Annotated in this window: 19 protein-coding genes and 2 tRNA genes; 6 read left to right on the top strand and 15 right to left on the bottom strand. The window is 72.9% G+C overall.

The window, feature by feature from the left end:
* Positions 1-54 precede the first annotated feature (54 nt).
* Entirely contained in the window at positions 55-924 is an 870-nt protein-coding gene (locus ABII15_RS19800) for an endonuclease/exonuclease/phosphatase family protein (RefSeq protein WP_353943664.1), read from the top strand.
* Positions 925-983: 59 nt separating this feature from the next.
* Here ABII15_RS19800 and ABII15_RS19795 read toward each other — a convergent pair whose 3' ends face one another.
* The 6 genes from ABII15_RS19795 to ABII15_RS19770 form a co-directional block, all read right to left on the bottom strand.
* Positions 984-2,267, bottom strand: a complete 1,284-nt coding sequence (locus ABII15_RS19795) for a bifunctional glycosyltransferase family 2/GtrA family protein (protein ID WP_353943663.1) — start codon at positions 2,265-2,267, stop codon at positions 984-986.
* Positions 2,268-2,293: 26 nt separating this feature from the next.
* Positions 2,294-3,865, bottom strand: coding sequence for a HAMP domain-containing sensor histidine kinase (locus ABII15_RS19790; protein ID WP_353943662.1), 1,572 nt, complete (start codon positions 3,863-3,865; stop codon positions 2,294-2,296).
* The gene (locus tag ABII15_RS19785) at positions 3,862-4,611 is read right to left on the bottom strand and encodes a response regulator transcription factor (protein WP_353943661.1); all 750 of its coding nucleotides are present in this window, start codon (positions 4,609-4,611) and stop codon (positions 3,862-3,864) included. The genes ABII15_RS19790 and ABII15_RS19785 overlap by 4 nt, the downstream gene beginning before the upstream one ends.
* Positions 4,612-4,722: 111 nt before the next feature.
* Positions 4,723-5,628: an amidohydrolase family protein gene (locus ABII15_RS19780; RefSeq protein ID WP_353943660.1), complete on the bottom strand. Its 906-nt coding sequence runs from the start codon at positions 5,626-5,628 to the stop codon at positions 4,723-4,725.
* Positions 5,621-5,974 carry an antibiotic biosynthesis monooxygenase gene (locus ABII15_RS19775; RefSeq protein ID WP_353943659.1) on the bottom strand — a complete coding sequence of 118 codons (354 nt, stop codon included), beginning with the start codon at positions 5,972-5,974 and terminating at the stop codon, positions 5,621-5,623. Before ABII15_RS19775 ends, ABII15_RS19780 begins: the two co-directional genes overlap by 8 nt.
* 127 nt (positions 5,975-6,101) lie before the next feature.
* On the bottom strand, positions 6,102-6,932 hold the full coding sequence (locus tag ABII15_RS19770) for a DUF2797 domain-containing protein (RefSeq protein ID WP_353943658.1): 831 nt from the start codon (positions 6,930-6,932) through the stop codon (positions 6,102-6,104).
* Between the two features lie 170 nt (positions 6,933-7,102).
* On the opposite strand from ABII15_RS19770, the gene ABII15_RS19765 reads away from it, so the two are divergent.
* The 3 genes from ABII15_RS19765 to ABII15_RS19755 all read left to right on the top strand — a co-directional run bounded on the left by ABII15_RS19765 (position 7,103) and on the right by ABII15_RS19755 (position 8,969).
* Entirely contained in the window at positions 7,103-7,486 is a 384-nt protein-coding gene (locus ABII15_RS19765) for a hypothetical protein (protein ID WP_353943657.1), read from the top strand.
* Between the two features lie 105 nt (positions 7,487-7,591).
* The gene (locus ABII15_RS19760; RefSeq protein ID WP_353943656.1) at positions 7,592-8,032 is read left to right on the top strand and encodes a VOC family protein; all 441 of its coding nucleotides are present in this window, start codon (positions 7,592-7,594) and stop codon (positions 8,030-8,032) included.
* Positions 8,033-8,087: 55 nt separating this feature from the next.
* A complete protein-coding gene (locus ABII15_RS19755; RefSeq protein WP_353943655.1) occupies positions 8,088-8,969 on the top strand; it encodes an alpha/beta hydrolase in 882 nt (293 codons plus the stop codon).
* Between the two features lie 51 nt (positions 8,970-9,020).
* Here ABII15_RS19755 and ABII15_RS19750 read toward each other — a convergent pair.
* A tRNA-Arg gene (locus ABII15_RS19750) sits at positions 9,021-9,093 on the bottom strand.
* 188 nt (positions 9,094-9,281) lie between these two features.
* Positions 9,282-9,372 (bottom strand) — tRNA-Ser (locus tag ABII15_RS19745).
* A 158-nt stretch (positions 9,373-9,530) separates the two neighbouring features.
* Here ABII15_RS19745 and ABII15_RS19740 point away from each other — a divergent pair.
* The gene (locus ABII15_RS19740; RefSeq protein WP_353943654.1) at positions 9,531-10,004 is read left to right on the top strand and encodes an SSI family serine proteinase inhibitor; all 474 of its coding nucleotides are present in this window, start codon (positions 9,531-9,533) and stop codon (positions 10,002-10,004) included.
* Between the two features lie 203 nt (positions 10,005-10,207).
* On the top strand, positions 10,208-14,071 hold the full coding sequence (locus ABII15_RS19735; protein WP_353943653.1) for a PAS domain-containing protein: 3,864 nt from the start codon (positions 10,208-10,210) through the stop codon (positions 14,069-14,071).
* Between the two features lie 65 nt (positions 14,072-14,136).
* Here the strand turns inward: ABII15_RS19735 and ABII15_RS19730 are convergent, their stop codons facing one another.
* The 7 genes from ABII15_RS19730 to ABII15_RS19700 all read right to left on the bottom strand — a co-directional run bounded on the left by ABII15_RS19730 (position 14,137) and on the right by ABII15_RS19700 (position 21,178).
* Positions 14,137-15,777, bottom strand: a complete 1,641-nt coding sequence (locus tag ABII15_RS19730) for a long-chain fatty acid--CoA ligase (protein ID WP_353947118.1) — start codon at positions 15,775-15,777, stop codon at positions 14,137-14,139.
* 110 nt (positions 15,778-15,887) lie between these two features.
* Positions 15,888-16,469 (bottom strand): SigE family RNA polymerase sigma factor, encoded by a 582-nt coding sequence (locus ABII15_RS19725; protein WP_353943652.1) that lies wholly within the window; start codon positions 16,467-16,469, stop codon positions 15,888-15,890.
* 215 nt (positions 16,470-16,684) lie between these two features.
* Positions 16,685-17,539 (bottom strand): DUF1906 domain-containing protein, encoded by an 855-nt coding sequence (locus tag ABII15_RS19720; protein WP_353943651.1) that lies wholly within the window; start codon positions 17,537-17,539, stop codon positions 16,685-16,687.
* A 52-nt stretch (positions 17,540-17,591) separates the two neighbouring features.
* Complete coding sequence (locus ABII15_RS19715) at positions 17,592-18,758, bottom strand: lipid-transfer protein (RefSeq protein WP_353943650.1); 1,167 nt, start codon at positions 18,756-18,758, stop codon at positions 17,592-17,594.
* Entirely contained in the window at positions 18,755-19,183 is a 429-nt protein-coding gene (locus tag ABII15_RS19710; protein WP_353943649.1) for a MaoC/PaaZ C-terminal domain-containing protein, read from the bottom strand. The genes ABII15_RS19715 and ABII15_RS19710 overlap by 4 nt, the downstream gene beginning before the upstream one ends.
* On the bottom strand, positions 19,180-20,250 hold the full coding sequence (locus ABII15_RS19705) for an acyl-CoA dehydrogenase family protein (RefSeq protein ID WP_353943648.1): 1,071 nt from the start codon (positions 20,248-20,250) through the stop codon (positions 19,180-19,182). The genes ABII15_RS19710 and ABII15_RS19705 overlap by 4 nt, the downstream gene beginning before the upstream one ends.
* Before the next feature lies 1 nt (position 20,251).
* Positions 20,252-21,178, bottom strand: coding sequence for a bifunctional MaoC family dehydratase N-terminal/OB-fold nucleic acid binding domain-containing protein (locus tag ABII15_RS19700; protein WP_353943647.1), 927 nt, complete (start codon positions 21,176-21,178; stop codon positions 20,252-20,254).
* Positions 21,179-21,180: the final 2 nt, after the last annotated feature.

Below are 21,180 nucleotides of genomic sequence, written 5' to 3'. Positions count from 1 at the left end.
CGTAAGGGGCAGCTCTTACGGTGTACAAGCGGGTTTTCGGCATACGGTTCGGCCATGCCGAGACGATCCCGCTCCGCTTCCCGACTCGCCCTCTCCGTAGCCGTGTTGAGCCTGCTCGGGACGGCTCCCGCCGTGGCCGCCGCAGGGCAGCACGGGCCACCGCCGGTCCCGCTGCGCATCGCCACGTACAACATCCACGCGGGCGCGGGCGCCGACAACGTCTTCGACCTCGACCGGCAGGCGGCCGCGCTGCGCGCCCTGCACGCCGATGTCATCGGCCTCCAGGAGGTCGATGTGCACTGGGGTGCGCGCAGCCAGGACCTGGACGTGGCGGGAGAGCTCGCGCGGCGGCTCGGGATGCGGGTGTCGTTCGCGCCGATCTACAGCCTGGACCCGGTGACCGCGGGGGAGCCGCGACGGGAGTTCGGGGTCGCCGTGCTGTCCCGGTATCCGATCCGTTCGGCCGCCAACCACGAGATCACCCGCCTGTCGACGCAGGACCCGAACCCGGTGCCGGCGCCCGCGCCCGGGTTCGGCGAGGTGACGCTGAAGGTGCGCGGGGTGCCGGTGCAGGTCTTCGTGACGCACCTCGACTACCGCGCGGATCCGTCCGTACGGGTCGCGCAGGTCGCGGACACCCGGCGGATCATGGCCGCCGAGCGCGGGGCGGTGCCCGGGGCGCGGCAGGTTCTGCTCGGCGACTTCAACGCGACGCCGGACGCGCCGGAGCTCGCGCCCCTGTGGACGGAGTTGCGGGACGCCGGGCCGGCGGGCGGGGTCACGTTCCCCGCCGATGTGCCGGTGAAGCGGATCGATTACGTGGCGGTGGGGAGCGGTATCGACGTGCGGTCGGTTTCTGTGCCGGACGAGTCCGTCGCGTCGGATCATCGGCCGGTGGTGGCCGAGGTGGGGGTGCGCAGGTAGGACCGTGCGGGTCGGGTGTGGCTGGTCGCGCGGTTCCCCGCGCCCCTGGGATGCCTGCTTCAGGGGCGCGGGGTCTCGGCGGGGAACACCCAGGCACGGAAGAGCAGGAAGCGCAGCACGGTCGCGGCGAGGTTGGCCGCGATGAGCACGGCCAGCTCGGTCGCGTGCGCCGGGTCGACGGACGCGGCGTTCAGGGCGGCCAGCGAACCGCTGGTCAGCGCGAGGCCGATGCCGAAGACGACGAGTCCCTGGGCCTGGTGGCGGACGGCCTTGTCCCGGCCGCGCACCCCGAAGGTGAGACGCCGGTTGGCGGCGGTGTTGGCGAAGGCCGACACCAGCAGGGCCAGCGCGTTGGCGACCTGCGACCCCGAGAACGTACGGAAGCCGGAGTACAGCAGCAGATAGAACAGCGTCGACAGCGCGCCGACGACACAGAACCCGACGAGCTGTCGCGCGAGCCCCTTCGGCACCCCCGGGAGCCGGCGGTCGCGCGGATCGTCGCCGAACGGGCGCGCGAGCCGGTCCAGCGGCAGGGAGCCGCTGGTGAGCGCCTTGCCGATCCGCCACACGCCCTTCAGGTCGTCGGTCGCCGGCCGCACGATGTGCACGGTCGAGTCCGGGTCGTCGACCCAGTCGACGGGCACCTCGTGGATCCGCAGCCCGGCCCGCTCGGCGAGCACGAGCATCTCGGTGTCGAAGAACCAGCCGGTGTCCTCGACCAGCGGCAGCAGCACCTGGGCGACATCGCGCCGGATCGCCTTGAATCCGCACTGCGCGTCGGAGAAGCGCGCCTGGAGCGAGCCCCGCAGGATCAGGTTGTAGGCCCGCGAGACGAACTCCCGCTTCGGGCCGCGCACCACCCGCGAGGAGCGGGAGAGCCGGGAGCCGATCGCCAGGTCCGAGTGGCCGGAGATGAGCGGGGCGACCAGCGGGAGCAGCGCGTTCAGGTCGGTGGACAGGTCCACGTCCATGTAGGCGAGGACCGGCGCGTCGGACGCCGACCACACGGTGGCCAGGGCGCGCCCGCGGCCCTTCTGTTCGAGACGGGAGTAGCCGACGCCGGGCAGCTCGGCGGTGAGCCGCCGCGCCACCTGCGGGGTGGAGTCGGTGGAGGCGTTGTCCGCGATCGTGACGCGGAAGCGGTAGGGGAAGGTGCGGACCAGATGGGCGTGGAGCCGGCGCACGCACTCGCCCAGGTCCGTCTCCTCGTTGTAGACGGGGATGACGACGTCCAGCACGGGCACGTCGCCGAGGCCGCTGCCCACGGGCAGGTGCTCCCGCGCAGGCAGCGCGCCGAGGTGCGCGGCGGTGGGGCCGATGCCCGGAGAAGAGTCGGTTCGCATGCCATGGACACTCGCCAACTCCGCTGTCAGCGCTGTGTGGTGGCCCTTTGGGCTGCCTGTGAGTCCGGCAGCGCGTGGCCGGGCACCGTCGCGTCGGCGCCCATGGGCAGGGCGCCGACCGGCTCGGCGCAGGCCGGCAGGTGCACGGTGAACACGGTCCTGCCGGACACGCTGTCCACGGTCACGGCCCCTCCGTGGGCGGCCGCGACCGCCTGCACGATGGCGAGCCCTAGCCCGGTGGATCCGGCCCTGCGCGACCGGGAGGAGTCGCCCCGGGCGAACCGTTCGAACACGTGCGGCAGCAGCTCCGCGGGGATGCCGGGACCGTCGTCCCGCACGTCGAGACAGACCCAGGGCCCGTGCCGGTGCACGCGCGCGGTGACCGTGGTGCCGGGCGGGGTGTGGGTGCGCGCGTTGGCGAGCAGATTGACCAGGACCTGTTGCAGGCGCGCGGAGTCGGCGAGCACCAGGGCGGGCTCGTCGGGCAGTTCCAGGCGCCACTTGTGGTCCTGCCCGGCCGCGCGGGCATCGCTCAGCACGTCGATGACCAGCGGCGACACATCGGTCGGCTCGTACGAGAGCGGCCGCCCGGCGTCGAGCCGCGCGAGCAGCAGCAGATCCTCGACCAGGCCGGACATGCGGTGCGCCTCCGACTCGATGCGGGTGAGCGCGTGCCGGGTGTCGGGGCCGACCTCCTCTCGGCCGCGCCGGGTCAGTTCGGCGTATCCGCGGATGGAGGCGAGGGGCGTGCGCAGTTCGTGGCTGGCGTCCGCGACGAACTGCCGTACCCGCGTCTCGCTCTGCTGGCGGGCGTGCAGCGCGCCGTGGATGTGGTCGAGCATGCGGTTGAACGCGGCGCCGACCTGGCCGACCTCGGTCCTGGGGTCGGCCTCGGCGTCGGGCACCCGCTCGTACAGGGTCACCTCGCCGGTGTGCAGGGGGAGTTCGGAGACCCGGGTGGCCGTGGCGGCGACCCGGCGCAGGGGGCGGAGGTTGACGCCGACCATGACGGCGCCCGCGATGCCCGCGGCGACGAGCCCGGCGAACGTCACCGACAGCTCGACGATGATCAGGGTCTGGACGGTGTCCTGGACCTGGGCGGCCGGTATGCCGACGACGATGGTGTCGCCGTCCTCGCTGTGCACCGTCGTCACACGGTAGGTACCGAGGTCCGTCAGATCGACGCTGTGGACGTCACGGTCGTCGGGCACGGACGCCAGCTCGCTCTTCTGCCCGGGGGTGAGGGACGCGGTGTCCCAGCCGCCTTTGCCGCGCACGGACTTGGTGACCTGGCCGCCGGCGACGACGGCGCCGACCGTGTCCTTCGGTGAGCCGCCGCCGACCACGAAGCGCAGCTTCTGGTCGACGCTCGGGCTGCCGGGCGGCTGGAGCTGCGGTTTGCGGTCCAGATCGCCGGGCTGCCCCTCGGCCCGCTTGGCGATCGCCTTCAGATCGGAGTCGAGCCGCTGGTACAGCGAACTGCTCACCGCCACCGTGGTCACGGTCCCGATCACGGCGGCGACGACCGCGATCAGCGCGATCGCCGACACCACCAGCCGGGTCCGCAGCGTCTGCGGCCGCGTCCGCCAACGCCTCACGACACCGTCGTGGCGCCGGGCTTGATCAGATATCCGGCACCCCGGCGCGTGTGGATCATCGGCTCGCGTCCGGCGTCGATCTTCCGCCGCAGGTAGGAGATGTACAGCTCGACGACGTTGGCCTGGCCGCCGAAGTCGTAGCTCCAGACCCGGTCCAGTATCTGCGCCTTGCTGAGCACGCGCCGCGGGTTGCGCATGAGGAAGCGCAGCAGCTCGAACTCGGTGGCCGTCAGATGGATGTTGGCGCCGCCGCGCGACACCTCGTGGCTGTCCTCGTCGAGCATCAGGTCGCCGACCACCAGCACCGACTCGCTGCGCCGGTCGGCGGCGCCGGTGCGCCGGATCAGTCCGCGCAGCCGCGCCACGACCTCCTCCAGGCTGAACGGCTTGGTGACGTAGTCGTCGCCGCCCGCCGTCAGTCCGGCAATCCGGTCCTCGACGGCGTCCTTGGCGGTCAGGAAGAGGACCGGCACGTCCGGCAGCTCACGGCGGAGCCGGCCGAGCACGCTCAGTCCGTCCATGTCCGGCAGCATCATGTCGAGCACCACGGCGTCGGGCCGGAACTCCCGTGCGGTCTGCACGGCTCCGGCACCGTCGCCCGCGGTACGGAGCTGCCACCCCTCGTAGCGGAGCGCCATGGACAACAGCTCGGTGATCGACTGCTCGTCGTCCACGACAAGCACCCGGACGGGGCTCCCGTCCGGCCTCAGCAGTTCGGTACGCCCCTGGGGCGAGGTCGCGGTCATGGTGCAACCCTGCGGCGGCCCTCTGAGAACACCCTTTCGCTTACCTGTGAATACCCTGAGAAACGCACAGCCGCCGCTGAGGAATCCCGCGCACCTCGGGAGAACAGCGGGTCACCGGCGCGAGGCCCGCCCGGCGTCCCGGGCGAGGAACAGCTCGGCGCCGTTGGAATAGCAGACGGCCCGCACCCACTCCGAGCCGAGCCCGAGCCGCTCGATCGCCTCCAGCTGATGCACGTACGGGTACGGGATGTTGGGGAAGTCGCTGCCGAGCAGCACCCGGTCCCCGAGCGCGGTCAGCCGCCCCAACTCCCGCTCGGGGAAAGGCGCCTGCCGCTCGACGAAGTCCGTGAACGCCATCGTCGTGTCGAGCCGCACCTCCGGGTACCGCTCGGCCAGGTCCAGGAACTCCGCGTACTCCGGCATCCCCATGTGCGCGACGACCAGCGGCAGCCGCGGATGGCGTTCGAGCACGCGCGCCATCGGTCCGGGCCCGGTGTGCCTGCCGGGCGCGGGCCCCGACCCGCAGTGCGTGACGACGGGCACCCCGGCCTCGGCCAGCAGCCCCCACACGGGGTCGAGCAGCGGATCGGTGGGGTCGTACGCCCCGACCTGGACGTGCGCCTTGAAGACCCGCGTCCCGCCCTCGACCGCCCGCCGCACGTACTCCGCCACCCCCGGCTCGGGGAAGAAGGTCGCGGTCCGCAGGCAGCCGTCGGTGCGCCGGGCGAAGTCCTCCGCCCACCCGTTCAGCCACTCGGCCATCCCGGCCTTGTGCGGATACAGCATCGACGTGAAGGCGACGACCCCGAACTCCCGCATCCGCTCGACCCGCCGGTCCTCCTCCTCCCGGTACGTGATCGGCCACTCGCTCCCGACCAGCGGCCCGGCCGAGTCGAAGTACGCCCACACCTTGCGCAGCACGCGCTCGGGCATGAAGTGCGTGTGCACGTCGACGAGTCCGGGCAGCCCGTGCCGCGCGAGGAACCCGGCGACGAGCTCCGCCTCGGGGCTACTCACGGACGAACCCGTGGCTGCGCTCGACCTTGGCGACATGCAGGGTGTAGCTCTCGTACCACTCGGTCCGCCCCTGCCGCTGGGCGTCCCGGTGCGCGGCCACGGACCGCCATTCCTCGATGGCCGCACCGTCCCGGAAGTACCCGACGGTGATCCCGAGCCCGCCCGGCGTCCGCGCGGACTCGTGCCCGAGATACCCCGGCACCTCCCGCACCAGCGCGTCCAGCCGGTCGGACGTCTCCCCGTATCCCTGGTCCCCCGCGGCCCTCACCGAGCTGAACACCACGACGTAGTAGGGCAGTTCAAAGGCCGGCAACGGCGCCCCGGGCGCCTCGACATGATCACTCATCCCCCCACAGTCGACCCGCCCCCTCCTCCCTGTCCACACCGGCCCTGGATCTCCGCCCATCCGCATCGGCCCCGGATCTCCGCCCCCTCACCCCTGTCCGCCCAGGCCCCGGCTTTCCGCCCCCCCCTCAGAAGAGCCCGCCCTGCACGGCGGGCACCTCCCGCACCTCGATCCCCGTCCCGGCCGCCCCGTCACCGGCCGCCGCCAGGGGCCACCCGGCCAGCACCCGCGTATCCACCACGAGCCGCCGCCCGCCGGCCTCGACGAGATGCAGATCGGGTCCGGCGGCGGCCACCACGCGCCCCGCCACCACGGCCCCCTCCCCGACTCCGCCGACCACGGCGTCGACCCTGTCCACCGCGGCGAGCCCGAACGCCTCCTCGTGCCCGACGACCGCGCACGGCAGCCGCGCCAGCGACTCGGGCCACCCGTCGAGCCCCACCGCGATCCCGTGCGCCCGCCCCAGCTCGGCCCGCGCCCGCCCGGACTCCGCCCCGGCCCGGACGATCCGCTTGGTCCCGTACGGAATCCGGTCCGGCACCCCGAGGGCCACCCGCAGCAACTCCTCGGCCCGCCGCGCCGCCATGAGCGGCCCCTGCCCCAGCCACGTGTACGCGACGGCTCCCTGCTCGAGGAGGCGCGCGCTCCCTCTGCCCACCCCCGTGATCCCGACCTTCACCAGCCCGTCCCCGAACCACGCCAGATACACGTGGTACGGCCGCGGGTCGTCCGCGATCGTGTCGGCGGCCACGGACTGCGCCCGGTCGATCCCCGCGCACTCCGCGCACTGCGCCCGCGTCCCCCGCACCGGCACCGCGGCCCACCCCGGACACACGCTGCGCCGCCCGCCGCGCCACACACCCAGACACCGTCGCGGCCCCGCGACCCGGAACGCCACGCCCTCCCCGAACCGCACGGCGCTCTCCCGCTCGCTCCCCGCGTCCCCCGTCCACCCCATGCCCGGCCCTCCCCCACGCCATCGCATCCCGGTGCACCACCACGTCATACGGCCAGGATGGCGCACGCCACTGACAACGCCCGGTCCGGCCGTTCCGAGTACCCGACTGAGTACGGGGCTGAGTACCTGCGCGCTGCCCGCCGGGGACCGGCTGCGCGAGGCTCATCGGCATGAACACACAACGCCTGCTCGCCACCCTCGTCCCGGCCACGACCGCGATCGCCGCGTGGGCCGCCTGGCTCGGCTGGGACCAGCACCGCGACGTCCACCCCGACGGCTCGACGACCGGCCCCTACGCCGCCTGGCAGGTGATCGGCCTGGTCCTGACCCTGCTGGCCGCGGTCGTCTGGTCGGCCTCCCGCCACCACATAGCGGCCGCGACCCTCGGCACCACGGCCGGCCTGACGGTGGCCGCCGCCTACGACTGGTCGGACGACTCCAGCGGCCTGTTCATGGTCGGCGTCGTCCTGATCGCCCTCGGCTCCCTGGCCGCGACGGCCGCGGTCTCGGCCACGGTCAGTGCCGTCAGCGCCGTACGGCGCGGCACGGCCTGACCCGTCCCGGAACCACTACGGTCGGGATCCGGCGGTGCGGGGATGTCGAGAACGTCCCGCCGGCTCCGTCCCAGCCGTGACAGGACCCGGATGAAGGAGACCAGCATGGCCATTCAGCGGATGGACAACGTCGGCATCGTCGTCGAGGACATGGACGCCGCCATCGCGTACTTCGTGGAACTCGGCATGGAGCTGGAGGGCAGGGCGGAGGTCAAGGGCCCCGTCGCCGACCGGTGCACCGGGCTCGACGGCGTCCACTGCGACATCGCGATGCTCCGCACCCCGGACGGCCACAGCCGTCTCGAACTCTCGAAGTACCGCACGCCCCCGGCGACCGCCCCCGACCCGCGCGAGCGCTCCCACAACGTCCTGGGCACCCACCGCGTCATGTTCGCCGTCGACGACCTGGAAGCCACGGTCGACCGCCTGCGCCCGCACGGCGCCGAAGTCCTCGGCGACATCGCCCGCTTCGAGACCAGCTACCTGCTCGCCTACGTCCGCGGCCCGGAGGGCATCATCGTCGGCCTGGCCCAGCAGCTGGACTGAGCACGCGCCGGAAATCCCGGGTGCGCTCCGTACCGCGCCGTGCCACGCTCCCCCCATGTCGATCATTGACGTGTCCCCCGAAGTGTCCCTCGCGTACGAGACGTTCGGTGACCCAGCCGACCCACCCGTCCTGCTCGTGATGGGCTTCGGGGCCCAGCTGATCGCCTGGCACGAGGACTTCTGCCGGATGCTGGCGGAGCGCGGCCGCTACGTGATCCGGTACGACAACCGCGACTGCGGCCTGTCCACGAAGTTCGGGGATCACCCCGTCGACATGGGCGCGTTCATCGCCGCCGTGAGCGCGGGAGACATCCCCGCCGCTCTCGCGATGGTCCCCTACCGGCTCACGGACATGGCCGACGACGGCCTGGGCCTGCTCACCGCCCTCGGGATCGAACGCGCCCACGTGGTCGGCGCCTCGATGGGCGGAATGATCGCCCAGACGATGGCCCTGTCCTGCCCGGAGCGGGTGCTGACCCTGACGTCGATGATGTCCTCGACCGGCGAGAGCGAGTACGGCCGCCCGAGCCCGGAGGCCCAGGCCGTGCTGTTCACCCCGAAGCCCGCGGACCGCGACGCCTGCATCGCGGCGGCGGAGAGGGAACTGGTGTGGGCCTCCCGGCGGTACGGCGACGCCACGGCCCTGCGCGAACTGGCCGCCGCCGGCTACGACCGCGCCTACTACCCGGCGGGCATCGGCCGCCAGCTCGGCGCGATGATCCTCAGCGGCTCCCGCGCGGACGCCCTGCGCGAGCTGCGGGTGCCGACGCTGGTGATCCACGGCCTGGACGACACCCTGATCGACCCCAGCGGCGGAAGACGCACCGCGGAGCTGATCCCCGGCGCCGACCTCCTCCTGCTCCCCGACATGGGCCACGACCGCCCCCGCGAACTCTGGCCCACCCTGGTCGACGCCGTACTGACCCACACCGCCTGACCCCGACGCCAAAGGCCCCGCCGGACGAACCGGCGGGGCCTTCGATCTGTGTGCACTCGGCAGGATTCGAACCTGCAACCTTCTGATCCGTAGTCAGATGCTCTATCCGTTAAGCTACGAGTGCTTGTTCTGTTGCTGTCTTCGTTTCCGGCCTTTCGGCCCGTCCCGGCGACAAGAAGAACATTACATGACTGCCGCCGCCATGTGAAATCCATTGGCCACACCCGTTGTGACCTGCGGAAACGCGTCTCGGGCCGGCCCCGGAAGCAGCGAAGCCCCGGTCCTGGTGGACCGGGGCTTCGGATCTTGCTGCGGAGGCGGAGGGATTTGAACCCTCGATGGGCTTTAAGGCCCAAACCGCATTAGCAGTGCGGCGCCATAGACCGGACTAGGCGACGCCTCCAGCACATCCCGCCTGCGCGAACGCGAGCGGCTGCGTGCAGATGATGACACAGCTGAGCGCCGTGTCACCAATCGGCTCCTACGGTACTAGGAGGTCGGGCCGCAGAGCAAAGGTCCGCGGGGGCGCAACGTCGTGGCGGGCACCGCGTTAGGCAGGGCATGTTGCTGCGCCGTCTCTCCCGTTGCGTCCTGGTCACGTCCGCCGCCACCGTCGCCGCCCTCACGGCCCTGCCCGCGGCCGCGCACGCCGACACCGGGCCGTGGCACGTCGCGCCGCCCCCCTTCAGCTCCCCGGACGGGACCGGTCGCGACGAGCTGACCATCACCGTCGCCGACGCGGGCAACGGCCTCGACGGCACGTCGGAGCTGCGCTGCGACCCGGCCGGCGGCACCCACCGCGACCCGGGCGCGGCCTGCGCGACGCTCGACCGGATCACGGCGGACGGCACCGATCCGTTCGCGCCGGTACCGGCCGGGGCGCAGTGCACGATGCTCTACAGCGGCCCCGCCACCGCGCACATCACCGGCACCTGGCACGGGCGGCCCGTCGACGCCTCGTACAAGCTGAGCAACGGCTGCGAGACCGCGCGCTGGCACCGCCTGGAGCCCGTGCTGCCCGCTACCGCGCCGTGACCCTGGGTCCATCGGACACAGCGCCTTCGTGCGATCCCCACATCCTCTTCGTCGCCTCTACGTGGGCTCCCTCTCATCCGGGGTCGCGCGGACAACCCGTGCCCGTAGACTCCCTCCCGTGACACGTTGTGCTTCGCGCGGCAAGATGGCTGGCGCGGTCGGCACGTCGCGGTAAAGCGGTACATCAGGGAGGAAGCGTCGTCGTGAGCAGCAGGCCATCCCGAGGCGCTGCTCGCCTCGCAGCCATACTCGATGCGCTCCCGGACGCATTGGTGCTGGTCAACACCAACGGGACCGTCGTCAATGCCAATTCGATCGCCCTGGAGGCCTTCGAGGCCCCGGGGACGGCGCTGGTCGGGCGCGGACTGCTCGATCTGCTGCCGCAGTTCGACTCCCGGCTGATCCCCGGCTCGATGCGGCGGCCCGACACGGTCACCGACGAGCGCGGGCGGACCAAGCCGACGCGGATGATCGCCCGGCGCACCGACGGCAGTGAGTTCCCGGTCGAGGTCACCTCGGCGAACCTCGCCGACAGCGCCCGGGACGCCGTGGACCCGTACGGCTCCTCGTACGGCGGCGGTGGCGGCGCCTACAGCGGCACCGAGTTGCTGATGCTCGTCGTGCGCGATCTGTCGGGCACCGTCGACACCGAGGCCGAGCTGGCCCGTTCGCAGCGGCAGACCGAGATGATCCTGCGGGCCGCGGCCGAGGGCGTCGTCGGCACCGACACCGACGGGCGGATCGTGCTCGTCAATCCCGCCGCCGCGCAGATCCTGGGCTTCCGGGCCAGCGACCTGGGCGGGCAGGAACTGCACCAGCTCGTCCTGCACTCGCGGCCCGACGGCGAGGCGTTCCCCTACGAGGAGTCGCCGCTCGCCGACACCCTGCGCTCCGGACGCAAGCACCGGGTGCGCGGGCAGGTGCTGTGGTCGAAGAACGGCGACAAGGTGCCCGTCGACATGACGACGGCGCCGGTGCGCGACGGGGACCAACTGGTCGGCGCGGTCATGACCTTCACCGACCGCCGCCCCTACGACAAGCTGGTCGAGGAGCACGCGGAGGAGATCGCCCGGCGCGACGAGGCCGCCGAGCACGAGCGCGCCGAGCGGGACGCCGACCTCGCGCGCGTACGCGACGAACTCGCCGCCGAACTGGCCGACCTGCGCGAGCAGCACGCCGAGGAGCTGTCCGCCGAGCGGGAGCGCGGCGCCGCCTTCGCCGAGCGCGAGAAGGACCGTTACGAGGCGCTGGCCGCCCGGCACACCCAGCTGCTCGCCGTGCTCGGGCAGTCGCTGCGCGGCCCGCTGGACGACCTGCGGCACGAGCTGGCGCAGCTCGCCGCCGACGACGCGGGCCAGCTGTGGCCGGAGGCGAACCAGGTCCTGCACCATCTGGCCGCCGGCTACTCCCGGATGACGACGCTCGTCGACAACGTCCTCGCCTACCAGTCCCTCGACGAGGGCGGCGGCGCGCTCTCCCGTACGAAGGTGATGCTCGACGCCGTCGTGGCGGCGGGTGTCGACGGGGCCGTCGAGCTGATCGGGCCCGGCCGGGTGCAGTTCGCCGTGCACGCGCCGCCGATAGAGGCCGAGGTGGACGCCGGACGGCTCGCCACCGCCCTCGCGCACCTCGTCGCCGACGTCGCCGGGATCGACGCGACCGGGAACGCGCGGGTGCCGGCCGGTGCCGGATACGTCGACAACACCGTGGTCGTGGCCGCGGCGCAGCGCGGCGACAGCGTGCGCATCGAGGTGCGCGGCCCCTACGCGGGCGGCGATCCGGTGCACGAGCCGATCGTCCGGGGCATCGTGCGGGCGCACGGCGGTGTGCTGCAGACGCACGAGATGCCGGGCATGAGCGGCAGCGCGTACGTGCTCGAAGTGCCGATCGGAAGTGGGGCCGGAGTGGTTCCGCCCGCGCCCGTACCCGTACCCGAGCCGGTGGCCGAGGAGCCCCGGGCGAACGTGCCGGAGCAGGCCGGTTCGGCCGCGGGCGGCGGGCGACGGCGGGCGCGCCGGGCCGCCGGGCCTTCGGTCGACTCCTTCCTGGAGAGCGGCCTGCCGGGCGAGGCCGCGGCCGCCGCCGCGTCCGGGGGCACCGGACGGCGGCGCGGACGGCGTGCCGCCGAGGAGGGTTCGCCCGCCGCGGCGGAGCTGCCCGCTCCTTCCGCGTCCGGCGAGAGTGAGGAGACTTCGGCCCAGGCGCAGGCACAGAACCAGGCGCAGGCCCAGACCGCCGGTGGCACCGGGCGACGCCGGGCGCGGTCCGCGCCGGACGGTTCGGCGAGCGAGGGTTCCGTGATGACCGCGGCCGAGCACGCGGCGGGCTCCCCGGCGCTGGGCGACACGGTGCCTCCGCAGGGCGTGCCCGCGCCGACCGGCCGCAGGGCGCGGCGCGCCGAGGGCCAGGAGCAGCCCGCGCTGCCCGCCCTGCCGTCCGCCCCCACCGACCAGAACCAGGGCCAGGCGCAGGGCAGTGAGCTGGAGCTCGCGGGTACCCCGGCGCAGCAGCCCACGGGGCGGCGCGCGCGGCGGGCTCTCGGTGCCGCGCAGCCGCAGGCCGCCCCGGCACCGGAGGAGGCGGGCCCGCGCGAGATGTTCGCGCTGCCGCCCGCGCAGGCCGACCGGGCGCCCGAGCCCCAGGGCGAGACCGACGCACCGCAGGACACGGGCGCCCAGCCCCTGCCGCAGCCGCTCCCGCTGCCCGACGAGCAGCAGCACGCCGCCGCTGAGCACCCGGCGCTCGACCACACGCCGCCGCAGCCGCACCCGACGCAGAGCACGCCCGCCCAGGGCACGCCGAAGCCGGCGGAGTCCGCGGCCCAGCCGCTGCCCGCAGCCCAGCCGCTGCCCGCCGAGGCTCCGCAGGATCCGGCGGCGCCGGCCGGGGACACCCACTCGACGCAGGGCCGCGCCTTCAGCGTGCGCACCCTGGGCCAGGGTGTGCCGTTCGGGCGGCAGATCGCCCAGCAGCAGCGCGGTCAGCAGCCCGCCCCCGTACGGCCCGGCGCCACGCCCCCGCAGGGCGTGCCGCAACAGGAGGGCCAGACGCTCGGCGGCGGTTCGTCGGGACGGCGGCGCAAGCTGTCCAACCGGCAGGACCAGCCGGAGAGCACCGAGACCCCGGCGCAGGGGACGACGGCTCGCCCGCACCCCCAGCCGCAGTCCGCGCAGCAGCCGCAGCCGCCGCTGCTGTCGTCGATGAACCCGTCCGAGGGCGGCGGCCGCTCCTACGCCATAGGGGCGCCCGACCAGGACGCCGACGAGGGCCCCGAGCCGCTCGACGGTCCCGGCGGCGCCGTCGAGGTCGCCAACCGGCCACAGCCGCAGCCGATGGACGACGAACTGCCGCCGGAGCCGCTGGACAACCCGCGCCGCCTCCTGGTGTGGCCGGCGCCGGACGTCACGACGCAGCAGGCGTTGAGCGAGCGCGGCTACCGCCCGGTGACCGTGCACTCCCGCGAGGAGGTCGACGCGCAGATCGCGGCGTTCCCGGCCGCGCTCTTCGTCGACCCGCTGACCGGGCCGATCACCCGCACCGCGCTGCAGTCGCTGCGCCAGGCCGCCGTCGCCGCCGAGGTCCCGGTCCTGGTGACCGCGGGGCTGGGGCAGGCGACGCGCGAGGCCGCGTACGGGGCCGATCCGGCGATCCTGCTGAAGGCGCTCGCGCCGCGCGACAGCGAGCAGCACCCGCCGCGGGTCCTGCTGATCGAGGAGCACGAGGAGATCGCGCTCGCCCTGACCGCGACCCTGGAGCGGCGCGGTATGCAGGTGGCGCGGGCCGCGAGCGACGCGGACGCGGTGACGCTCGCCGCGCAGATGCGGCCGAACCTGGTGGTCATGGATCTGCTCCAGGTACGCCGTCGCCGCGCGGGCATCATCGACTGGCTGCGCGCGAACGGACAGCTCAACCGCACGCCGCTGGTCGTCTACACGGCCGCCGTCGACCACGACGACCTGCCGCGGCTCGCGGCGGGGGAGACGGTGCTGTTCCTGGCCGAGCGGTCGACGAGCCCCGAGGTCCAGGTCCGGATCGTGGACCTGCTGGCGAAGATCGGCACCAACTGACGCCAACTGACAGGGAGGGGCGGCCCGTTCGGGCCGCCCCTCCCTGTTTCACGTGAAACAGGCCGTCACAGCGTGGTGACGTCCAGCTCCCCCTCCGCGTACTGCTTGCGCAGCACCTTCTTGTCGAACTTGCCGACGCTGGTCTTGGGGACCGTGGGGATGATCGTCCAGCGCTCGGGCAGCTGCCACTTGGCGACCTTCTCGGCGAGGAACGCGCGCAGCGTCTCGAAGTCCGCGCTCGCGCCCTCCTTCAGCACGACGGTCGCGAGCGGCCGCTCGCCCCACTTCTCGTCGGGCACGGCCACGACGGCGGCCTCGGCGACGTCCGGGTGGGACATCAGCGCGTTCTCCAGGTCGACGCTGGAGATCCATTCGCCGCCGGACTTGATGACGTCCTTGGCGCGGTCGGTGAGGGTGAGGAAGCCGTCGGGGCTGATCGTGCCGACGTCGCCGGTCTTGAGCCAGCCGTCCTGGCTGAACTTGTCGTCGGGCTGCAGCGGTTCACTGTCCTGGCCGCCGTAGTAGGCGCCCGCGATCCAGTTGCCGCGCACCTCCAGCTCGCCCGCGGACTCGCCGTCCCAGGGCAGGATCTCGCCGCCGGGACCGCAGAGCCGCGCCTCGACGCCGGCCGGGAAGCGGCCCTGGGTGAGCCGGTAGGCGAACTCCTCGTCGCTGCCCGGCTCGACGCTCGCCGGGGGACGGGCGACGGTGCCGAGCGGGGAGGTCTCGGTCATGCCCCAGGCGTGGCAGACCCGCATGCCGAGGTCGTCGAAGGCCTTCATGAGGGAGGGCGGGCAGGCCGCGCCGCCGATGGTGACCTGGGTGAGGGAGGCGACGTCGCGCGGGTTGGCGGTCAGCTCGGCGAGCAGGCCCTGCCAGATGGTGGGGACGGCGGCGGCGTGCGTGGGCCGCTCGGACTCGATCATCGCGGCGAGCGGCGCGGGCTGCAGGAAGCGGTCCGGCATCAGCATGTTCACGCCGGTCATGAAGGTGGCGTGCGGCAGGCCCCAGGCGTTGACGTGGAACTGGGGCACGACGACCAGCGAGGTGTCGGCGTCGGTGAGTCCCATCGACTCCGTCATGTTGACCTGCATGGAGTGCAGGTAGATGGAGCGGTGCGAGTAGACGACGCCCTTGGGGTCGCCGGTGGTGCCGGAGGTGTAGCACATGGCGGCGGCCCGGCGCTCGTCCAGCTCCGGCCAGTCGTACGTGGTCGGCTTCCCTGCGATGAGGTCCTCGTAGTCGTGGACCTGGGGCTGGGCGCCGTCGAGCACGGAGCGGTCGCCGGGGCCGGAGACGACGAGGTGCTCGACCGTCGGCAGCTTCGGCAGCAGCGGGGCGAGCAGCGGCAGCAGCGAACCGTTGACGATGACCACCCGGTCGGCGGCGTGGTTCACGATCCAGACCAGCTGCTCCGCGGGGAGGCGGAGGTTGAGCGTGTGCAGCACGGCGCCCATCGCGGGAGCGGCGAAGTATGTCTCGACATGCTCGGAGTTGTTCCACATGAGGGTTGCGACACGGTCGTCGTCCCGGATGCCCAGGTCGTCGTGGAGCGCGTGTGCCAGCTGGGCCGCACGGGCGCCCACCTCGGCGAACGTGCGGCGGTGCGGCTCGCCCTCGCCCGTCCATGTGGTGATCCGCGAGGTGCCGTGTACACGCACTCCGTGATTCAGAATGCGGGTCACAGTCAGCGGTACGTCCTGCATCGTGCTCAGCACGGCGTCCTCCCGGTGGGCGCTACGGAGCAGTAAAGTTCCGCCGATTCTCACCGCATACCATGCGGTATGTCACTAGTCCCGGGAATGATCGATCAAGCTCAGGTGTGCGCCGGCCGCAGCTCCGGGTCCTCGCGGAGCTTCCCGAGCGCCCGCGAGACCGCGCTCTTCACGGTGCCGATGGAGACCCCGAGCACCTCGGCCGTCTGGGCCTCGCTCAGATCCTCGTAGTACCGCAGCACGACCATCGCGCGCTGCCGCGCGGGCAGCTTCATGATGGCGCGCCACATGGCGTCGTGCAGCGCCTGCTGCTCGGCCGGGTCACCAGCGGGCACCACCGGCGGCTCGGGCAGCTCGTCGCAGACGAACTCGTCGACCTTGCGCTTGCGCCACTGGGACGTCCGCGTGTTCAGCAGGGCCCGGCGCACATAGCCGTCGAGCGCGCGGTGGTCCTCGATCCGGTCCCACGCGACGTACGTCTTCGTGAGAGCGGTCTGCAGCAGGTCCTCGGCATCGCACGGGTTAGCGGTCAGCGAGCGGGCGGTGCGCAGCAGGACGGTCTGGCGGGCGCGGACGTACGACGCGAACGACGGGTACGCCGTGTGCGCCGGGTGGGTCCCGGTGTGGGTACGCGTCGCCGGCTCCGATGCGCTGGGGCAGACAGACGCCAGGGTTGGGGTCATGACTCCACGCTATGAGCGCCCCCTACCACCGCGGATCGGCCGGAGGTCCCGAAGCTGCGTCCGCCTCAGGTTGTACAAAGGGTGGTAGCCCCACCTCCTGAAGGTGGAGGAGGGAATGAGGGCCCCTGAGGGTTCGGCCCTGAGAGCCGTGTCCTCCGGGAGGCCCGCCGGACGTCCCGCTCCGGGAAGCCTCCCACAGACGCGCGGCGCGGGGCTCAGTCGATCCGCGCCACCGGTGCGTTCACCAGGTTCCGGTCGATCACCAGGGTGCGGCCGCCGTGCCGCTCCTTCACATTGCCCGCGTACTGGTGGATACGGCGCTCGGGGCGCCAGGCGTTCCTGCTCAGCGCGGGCTCCTCGTCCAGGTGGGGCTTGGTGTGCCAGCGCGCGAACCACACCACCGACGGCAGGTCCGGCACGCCCGCGGTCCGGGCCGACTCCAGGTGCCGCACGCCCGAGTCGGCGCTGCTGTAGAAGCCGGGGACGTAACCGCGCCCGCGCACCTCCTTGCTCCACCCGCGCACGAACGCCAGCGTCCGGTCCGCGCAGTCCTTCTTTCGGTAGTTGTACGCCTCCATGTCGAGATAGAGCGGGCTGCTGCGCCCGATGCCCACCTCGCCGGCCCGGCGCACCGCGTCCCTGGCCTCCCGCACTCCCTGGGTCCACGGCCGCCGCCCGATGCTCAGCCCCTTCTTGTGCCCCGCGCTGACGCAGGGCGACTGCGATCCCACGTACACGGGCAGCACGCTCCACCCCATCGCGTCGACCGCGCGCGTCCAGCCGCGGTTCAGATGCGGCTGGTCCTTGCAGAAGCGGCCGCGGCCGCCGAAGTAGACGCCCACCGCCCGGTAGTCGGACGAGCGCCAGCGCCGCATCGTGTCGCGCGAGGGGGCCCGGCAGATGTCGAAGGCCCGGCCCTGGAAGGTGCGCACCGGGGCCGTCCACGGCGCGGACTCGGCCGCGTCGGCCCCGCCGCGGCCCGAGGCGGAGGCCTCCGGGAGGGCGGCGGTGCCGCCGAGCAGGAGCGTCAGGAACACCCCGAATCCCATGATCATTTTTTGTCGGTACATGGGCCGAGTGAAGGGCCCGCTTCCGCGCGCGTGCCGGAAACACGCGCCCCGTTCAGCCGTCCGCCCCCAGAATCAGACCCGAAGTGGGGACCCCGGTGCCCGCGGTCACCAGTGCCGTGGCCGCGCCGGATCTCTGGTTCACCGCCGTGCCCCGCACCTGGCGCACCGCCTCCGCTATCCCGTTCATCCCGTGCAGATACGCCTCGCCGAGCTGCCCGCCGTGGGTGTTGAGCGGCAGCCGCTCCTCGGCGACGAAACCGGCCGCCTCCCCGGGCCCGCAGAACCCGAACTCCTCCAGCTGCATCAGCACGAACGGCGTGAAGTGGTCGTAGAGGATCCCCACGTCGATGTCGTCCGGGCCCATCCCCGCCGTGCGCCACAACTGCCTTGCCACGACGCTCATTTCGGGCAGCCCGGTCAGATCGTCCCGGTAGAAGCTGGTCATCTGCTCCTGGGCCCGGCCCGCGCCCTGTGCCGCCGCGCGGATCACCACCGGCGGATGCGGCAGGTCGCGGGCCCGCTCGACGCTGGTGACGACGATCGCCTGGCCGCCGTCGGTCTCCTGGCAGCAGTCGAGCAGCCGCAGCGGCTCGACGATCCAGCGGGAGGCGGCGTGCTCGGCCAGGGTGATCGGTCTGCCGTAGAAGTACGCGGCCGGGTTCGTCGCCGCGTGCTTGCGGTCGACGACAGCGACCTGGCCGAACGCCTCGGGTCCGAGCCCGTACGTGTGCAGATAGCGCTGCGCCGCCATCGCCACCCAGGACGCCGGGGTGAGCAGCCCGAACGGCAGGTTCCAGCCGAGGGCAGCGCCCTCCGCCGACGGCTCGCGGTGCTGCACGCCCGAGCCGAAACGGCGGCCCGACCGCTCGTTGAACGCCCGGTAGCAGACGACGACTTCGGCCACGCCGCTCGCCACCGCGAGGGCCGCCTGCTGCACGGTGCCGCACGCCGCGCCGCCGCCGTAGTGCACCCGGGAGAAGAAGGACAGCTCGCCCATGCCCGCGGCCTGCGCCACGGTGATCTCGGGGCTGGTGTCCATGGTGAAGGTGACGAGGCCGTCGACGTCGGCGGGGGTGAGTCCGGCGTCGTCGAGCGCCGCGTGCACCGCCTCGACGGCCAGCTTCAGCTCGCTGCGGCCCGAGTCCTTGGAGAACTCGGTGGCGCCGATACCGGCGATCGCCGCCCGGCCGCCGAGCAGGTCCCTGGTGCGCACGCTCATGCCGGGCTCCCGTCGTCCGCAGCGGCCGCGGCACGGGGCACCGTGACGGTGACCGTGCCGGTGACATGGCTGCCGACGGTGTTCTTCCCGACGACTCTGACCTGCGCGGTGGCGCCGTCCGGTCCGGTCTCGACCTCCGTCACCTCACCGGTCAGCACCATGGTGTCGCCGGGATGGTTGGGCGCGCCGAGCCGGATCGCGACCTTGCGCAGCACCGCCGTGGCCCCGAAGTGGTCGGTGATGTACCGCCCCACCAGGCCGTTCGTCGTCAGGATGTTCATGAAGATGTCGGGGGAGCCCTTCTGCCGGGCCAGCTCCGCGTCGTGGTGCACGTCCTGGTAGTCACGGGACGCGATGGCCCCGGCGACGATCAGGGTCCTGGTGACGGGGATCTCCAACGGGGGCAGCACCTCGCCTGCCTTCATGCCGACTCGCCTCCCTCATGAGCGCCGGCGGCGATCAACTCGCCCAGTTCTTCCAGTACTTCGCTGCCGCATCCCAGATAGCCGTCGAGCTGGCGCCCCCACAGGAAGTGCCGGTGCACCGGGTGGTCCAGGTCGGCGCCCATGCCGCCGTGCAGATGCTGGCCCGTGTGCACCACGCGCTTGCCCGCCTCCGACGCCCACCAGGCGGCGGTCAGCGCATGACTGCGGTGTCCGAGTCCGGCATCGCGCCGCCAGGCCGCCTCGTACGCGGTGACCCGGATCGCCTCGACGTCCATATGGGCTTCCGCCGCCCGGAGTTGGACGCCCTGCTTGGCCGCGAGGGGCCGGCCGAACTGCTCCCGCTGGTTGGTGTACTCCACGGCTCTGGCCAGCGACCCCGCGCAGACGCCCGCCTGGAGCCCGGCGAACGCGGTGCGCGCCGCCGCCAGCACGTCCTCGTACGCGCCGGGGCCGCCGATCCGCTCGGCCGGTGTGCCGTCGAGCACGAGCCGGCCCGCCGACCAGGGCGCGGTCAGCTCGACCGGCTCGCACCGGGCGTCGGCCGCCCGCACCATCCACAGGCTGTGGGCAACTTTTTCCCGGACCGCCACGAGGACCTGGCCGGCGTCCCGCAGCCAGGGCACCCAGGGCACGACTCCGGTCAGCTCCGCCCGCGCGGACCCGCCGTCCGGCGCGGACACCATGATCCCCGTACGCCCCGGAAACGCGCCCGTCGCCACGGCGGAGCCGTCCCGCAGTCCCGGCAGCAGCCGCTCCCGCTGTTCGGCCGTGCCGTGCGCCGCGACCGCGAGCAGCCCGTACACACAGCTCGCCGCGAACGGCACCTGGGCCGTCGTCCTGCCCTGCTCCTCCAGCATCAGCACCAGGCCGAGCAGCCCGGTCTCCTCCACGGCGGCGGCCAGGCCCGCGGTCCCCAGCGCCTTCCACAGCTCGGCGTCCGTGCCGCCGTCGAGGCCCGCCAGCCGCTCCGGCGTGGACAGGTCACCGAAGATCCGCGCGGCCAGCTCGCGCGCCGCCTCCTGCTCGGGGGTGGGGGTGAAGTCCATGTCACGCCTCACCGCCCTCGGTCGCCCGGAAGACGGGCAGCTCCAGATCCTCGTCCGCCCGCAGGAACTCCAGCCGCACGGGCAGCCCGATCCGCACCTTGTCGTAGGGCACCCCGATCACGTTGCTGACGATGCGCACCCCTTCGGCCAGCTCGATCAGCCCCACCGCGTACGGCGGGTCGAACGCCGGGAAGGGCGGGTGGTGCATGACGACGTACGAGAAGACCGTGCCCTCGCCGCTCGCCTCGACCGTGTCCCACTCCTGGCCGCCGCACGCGTTGCACCCCGGCAGCCAGGGGAAGCGCAGGGTGGCGCATTCCGTGCAGCGCTGGATCAGCAGTCTGTGCCGGGCCACTCCGTCCCAGAACCCGGCGTTGTCCCGGTTCACGACCGGTCGTGGACGCGCCTTGCCGCTCTTCTTCGGGGAGGAACTCCGGCGGGCGGGCGCGTACTTGAGGATCCGGAACCGGTGCGTGCCGGCCAGCTCGCCGCCGGCCCGCACATCCATCCGCGTCGTGACGAAGTGGCCCGTGCCCAGCTTCGTCGTCTTCAGCGGTGACACCGACTCGATCACCGAGTCGTAGGTGATCACGTCACCGGGCCGCAGCGGCCGCAGGTACTCCTGCTCGCAGTCGGTGGCGACGACCGAGGTGTATCCGGCGCCGTCGAGCAGGGCGAACAGCTCGTCGTGGGCGGGCGAGCGCCCCTCGTATCCGGACAGGCCGCCCATCGTCCAGGCCTGGAGCATCGTCGGCGGCGCGATCGCGTCCGGGCCCTCGTACGCGGGACTGGTGTCGCCCATGGCCTCGCACCAGTGCCGGATCATCGGCTCGTTCACCGGGTCCTTGCCCTCCAGGGCGGTCGCCGCGACCCGCCCCTCGAAGGTCTTCAGCTCCTCGTACACCCCGCCGTCCCGCTCCTCGGCCATGC

The organism is Streptomyces sp. HUAS MG91, from assembly GCF_040529335.1.
Taxonomy (GTDB): domain Bacteria; phylum Actinomycetota; class Actinomycetes; order Streptomycetales; family Streptomycetaceae; genus Streptomyces; species Streptomyces tabacisoli.
The sequence above is the reverse complement of the archived record's forward strand: the minus strand, read 5'-3'. Positions and strand labels throughout refer to the sequence as shown.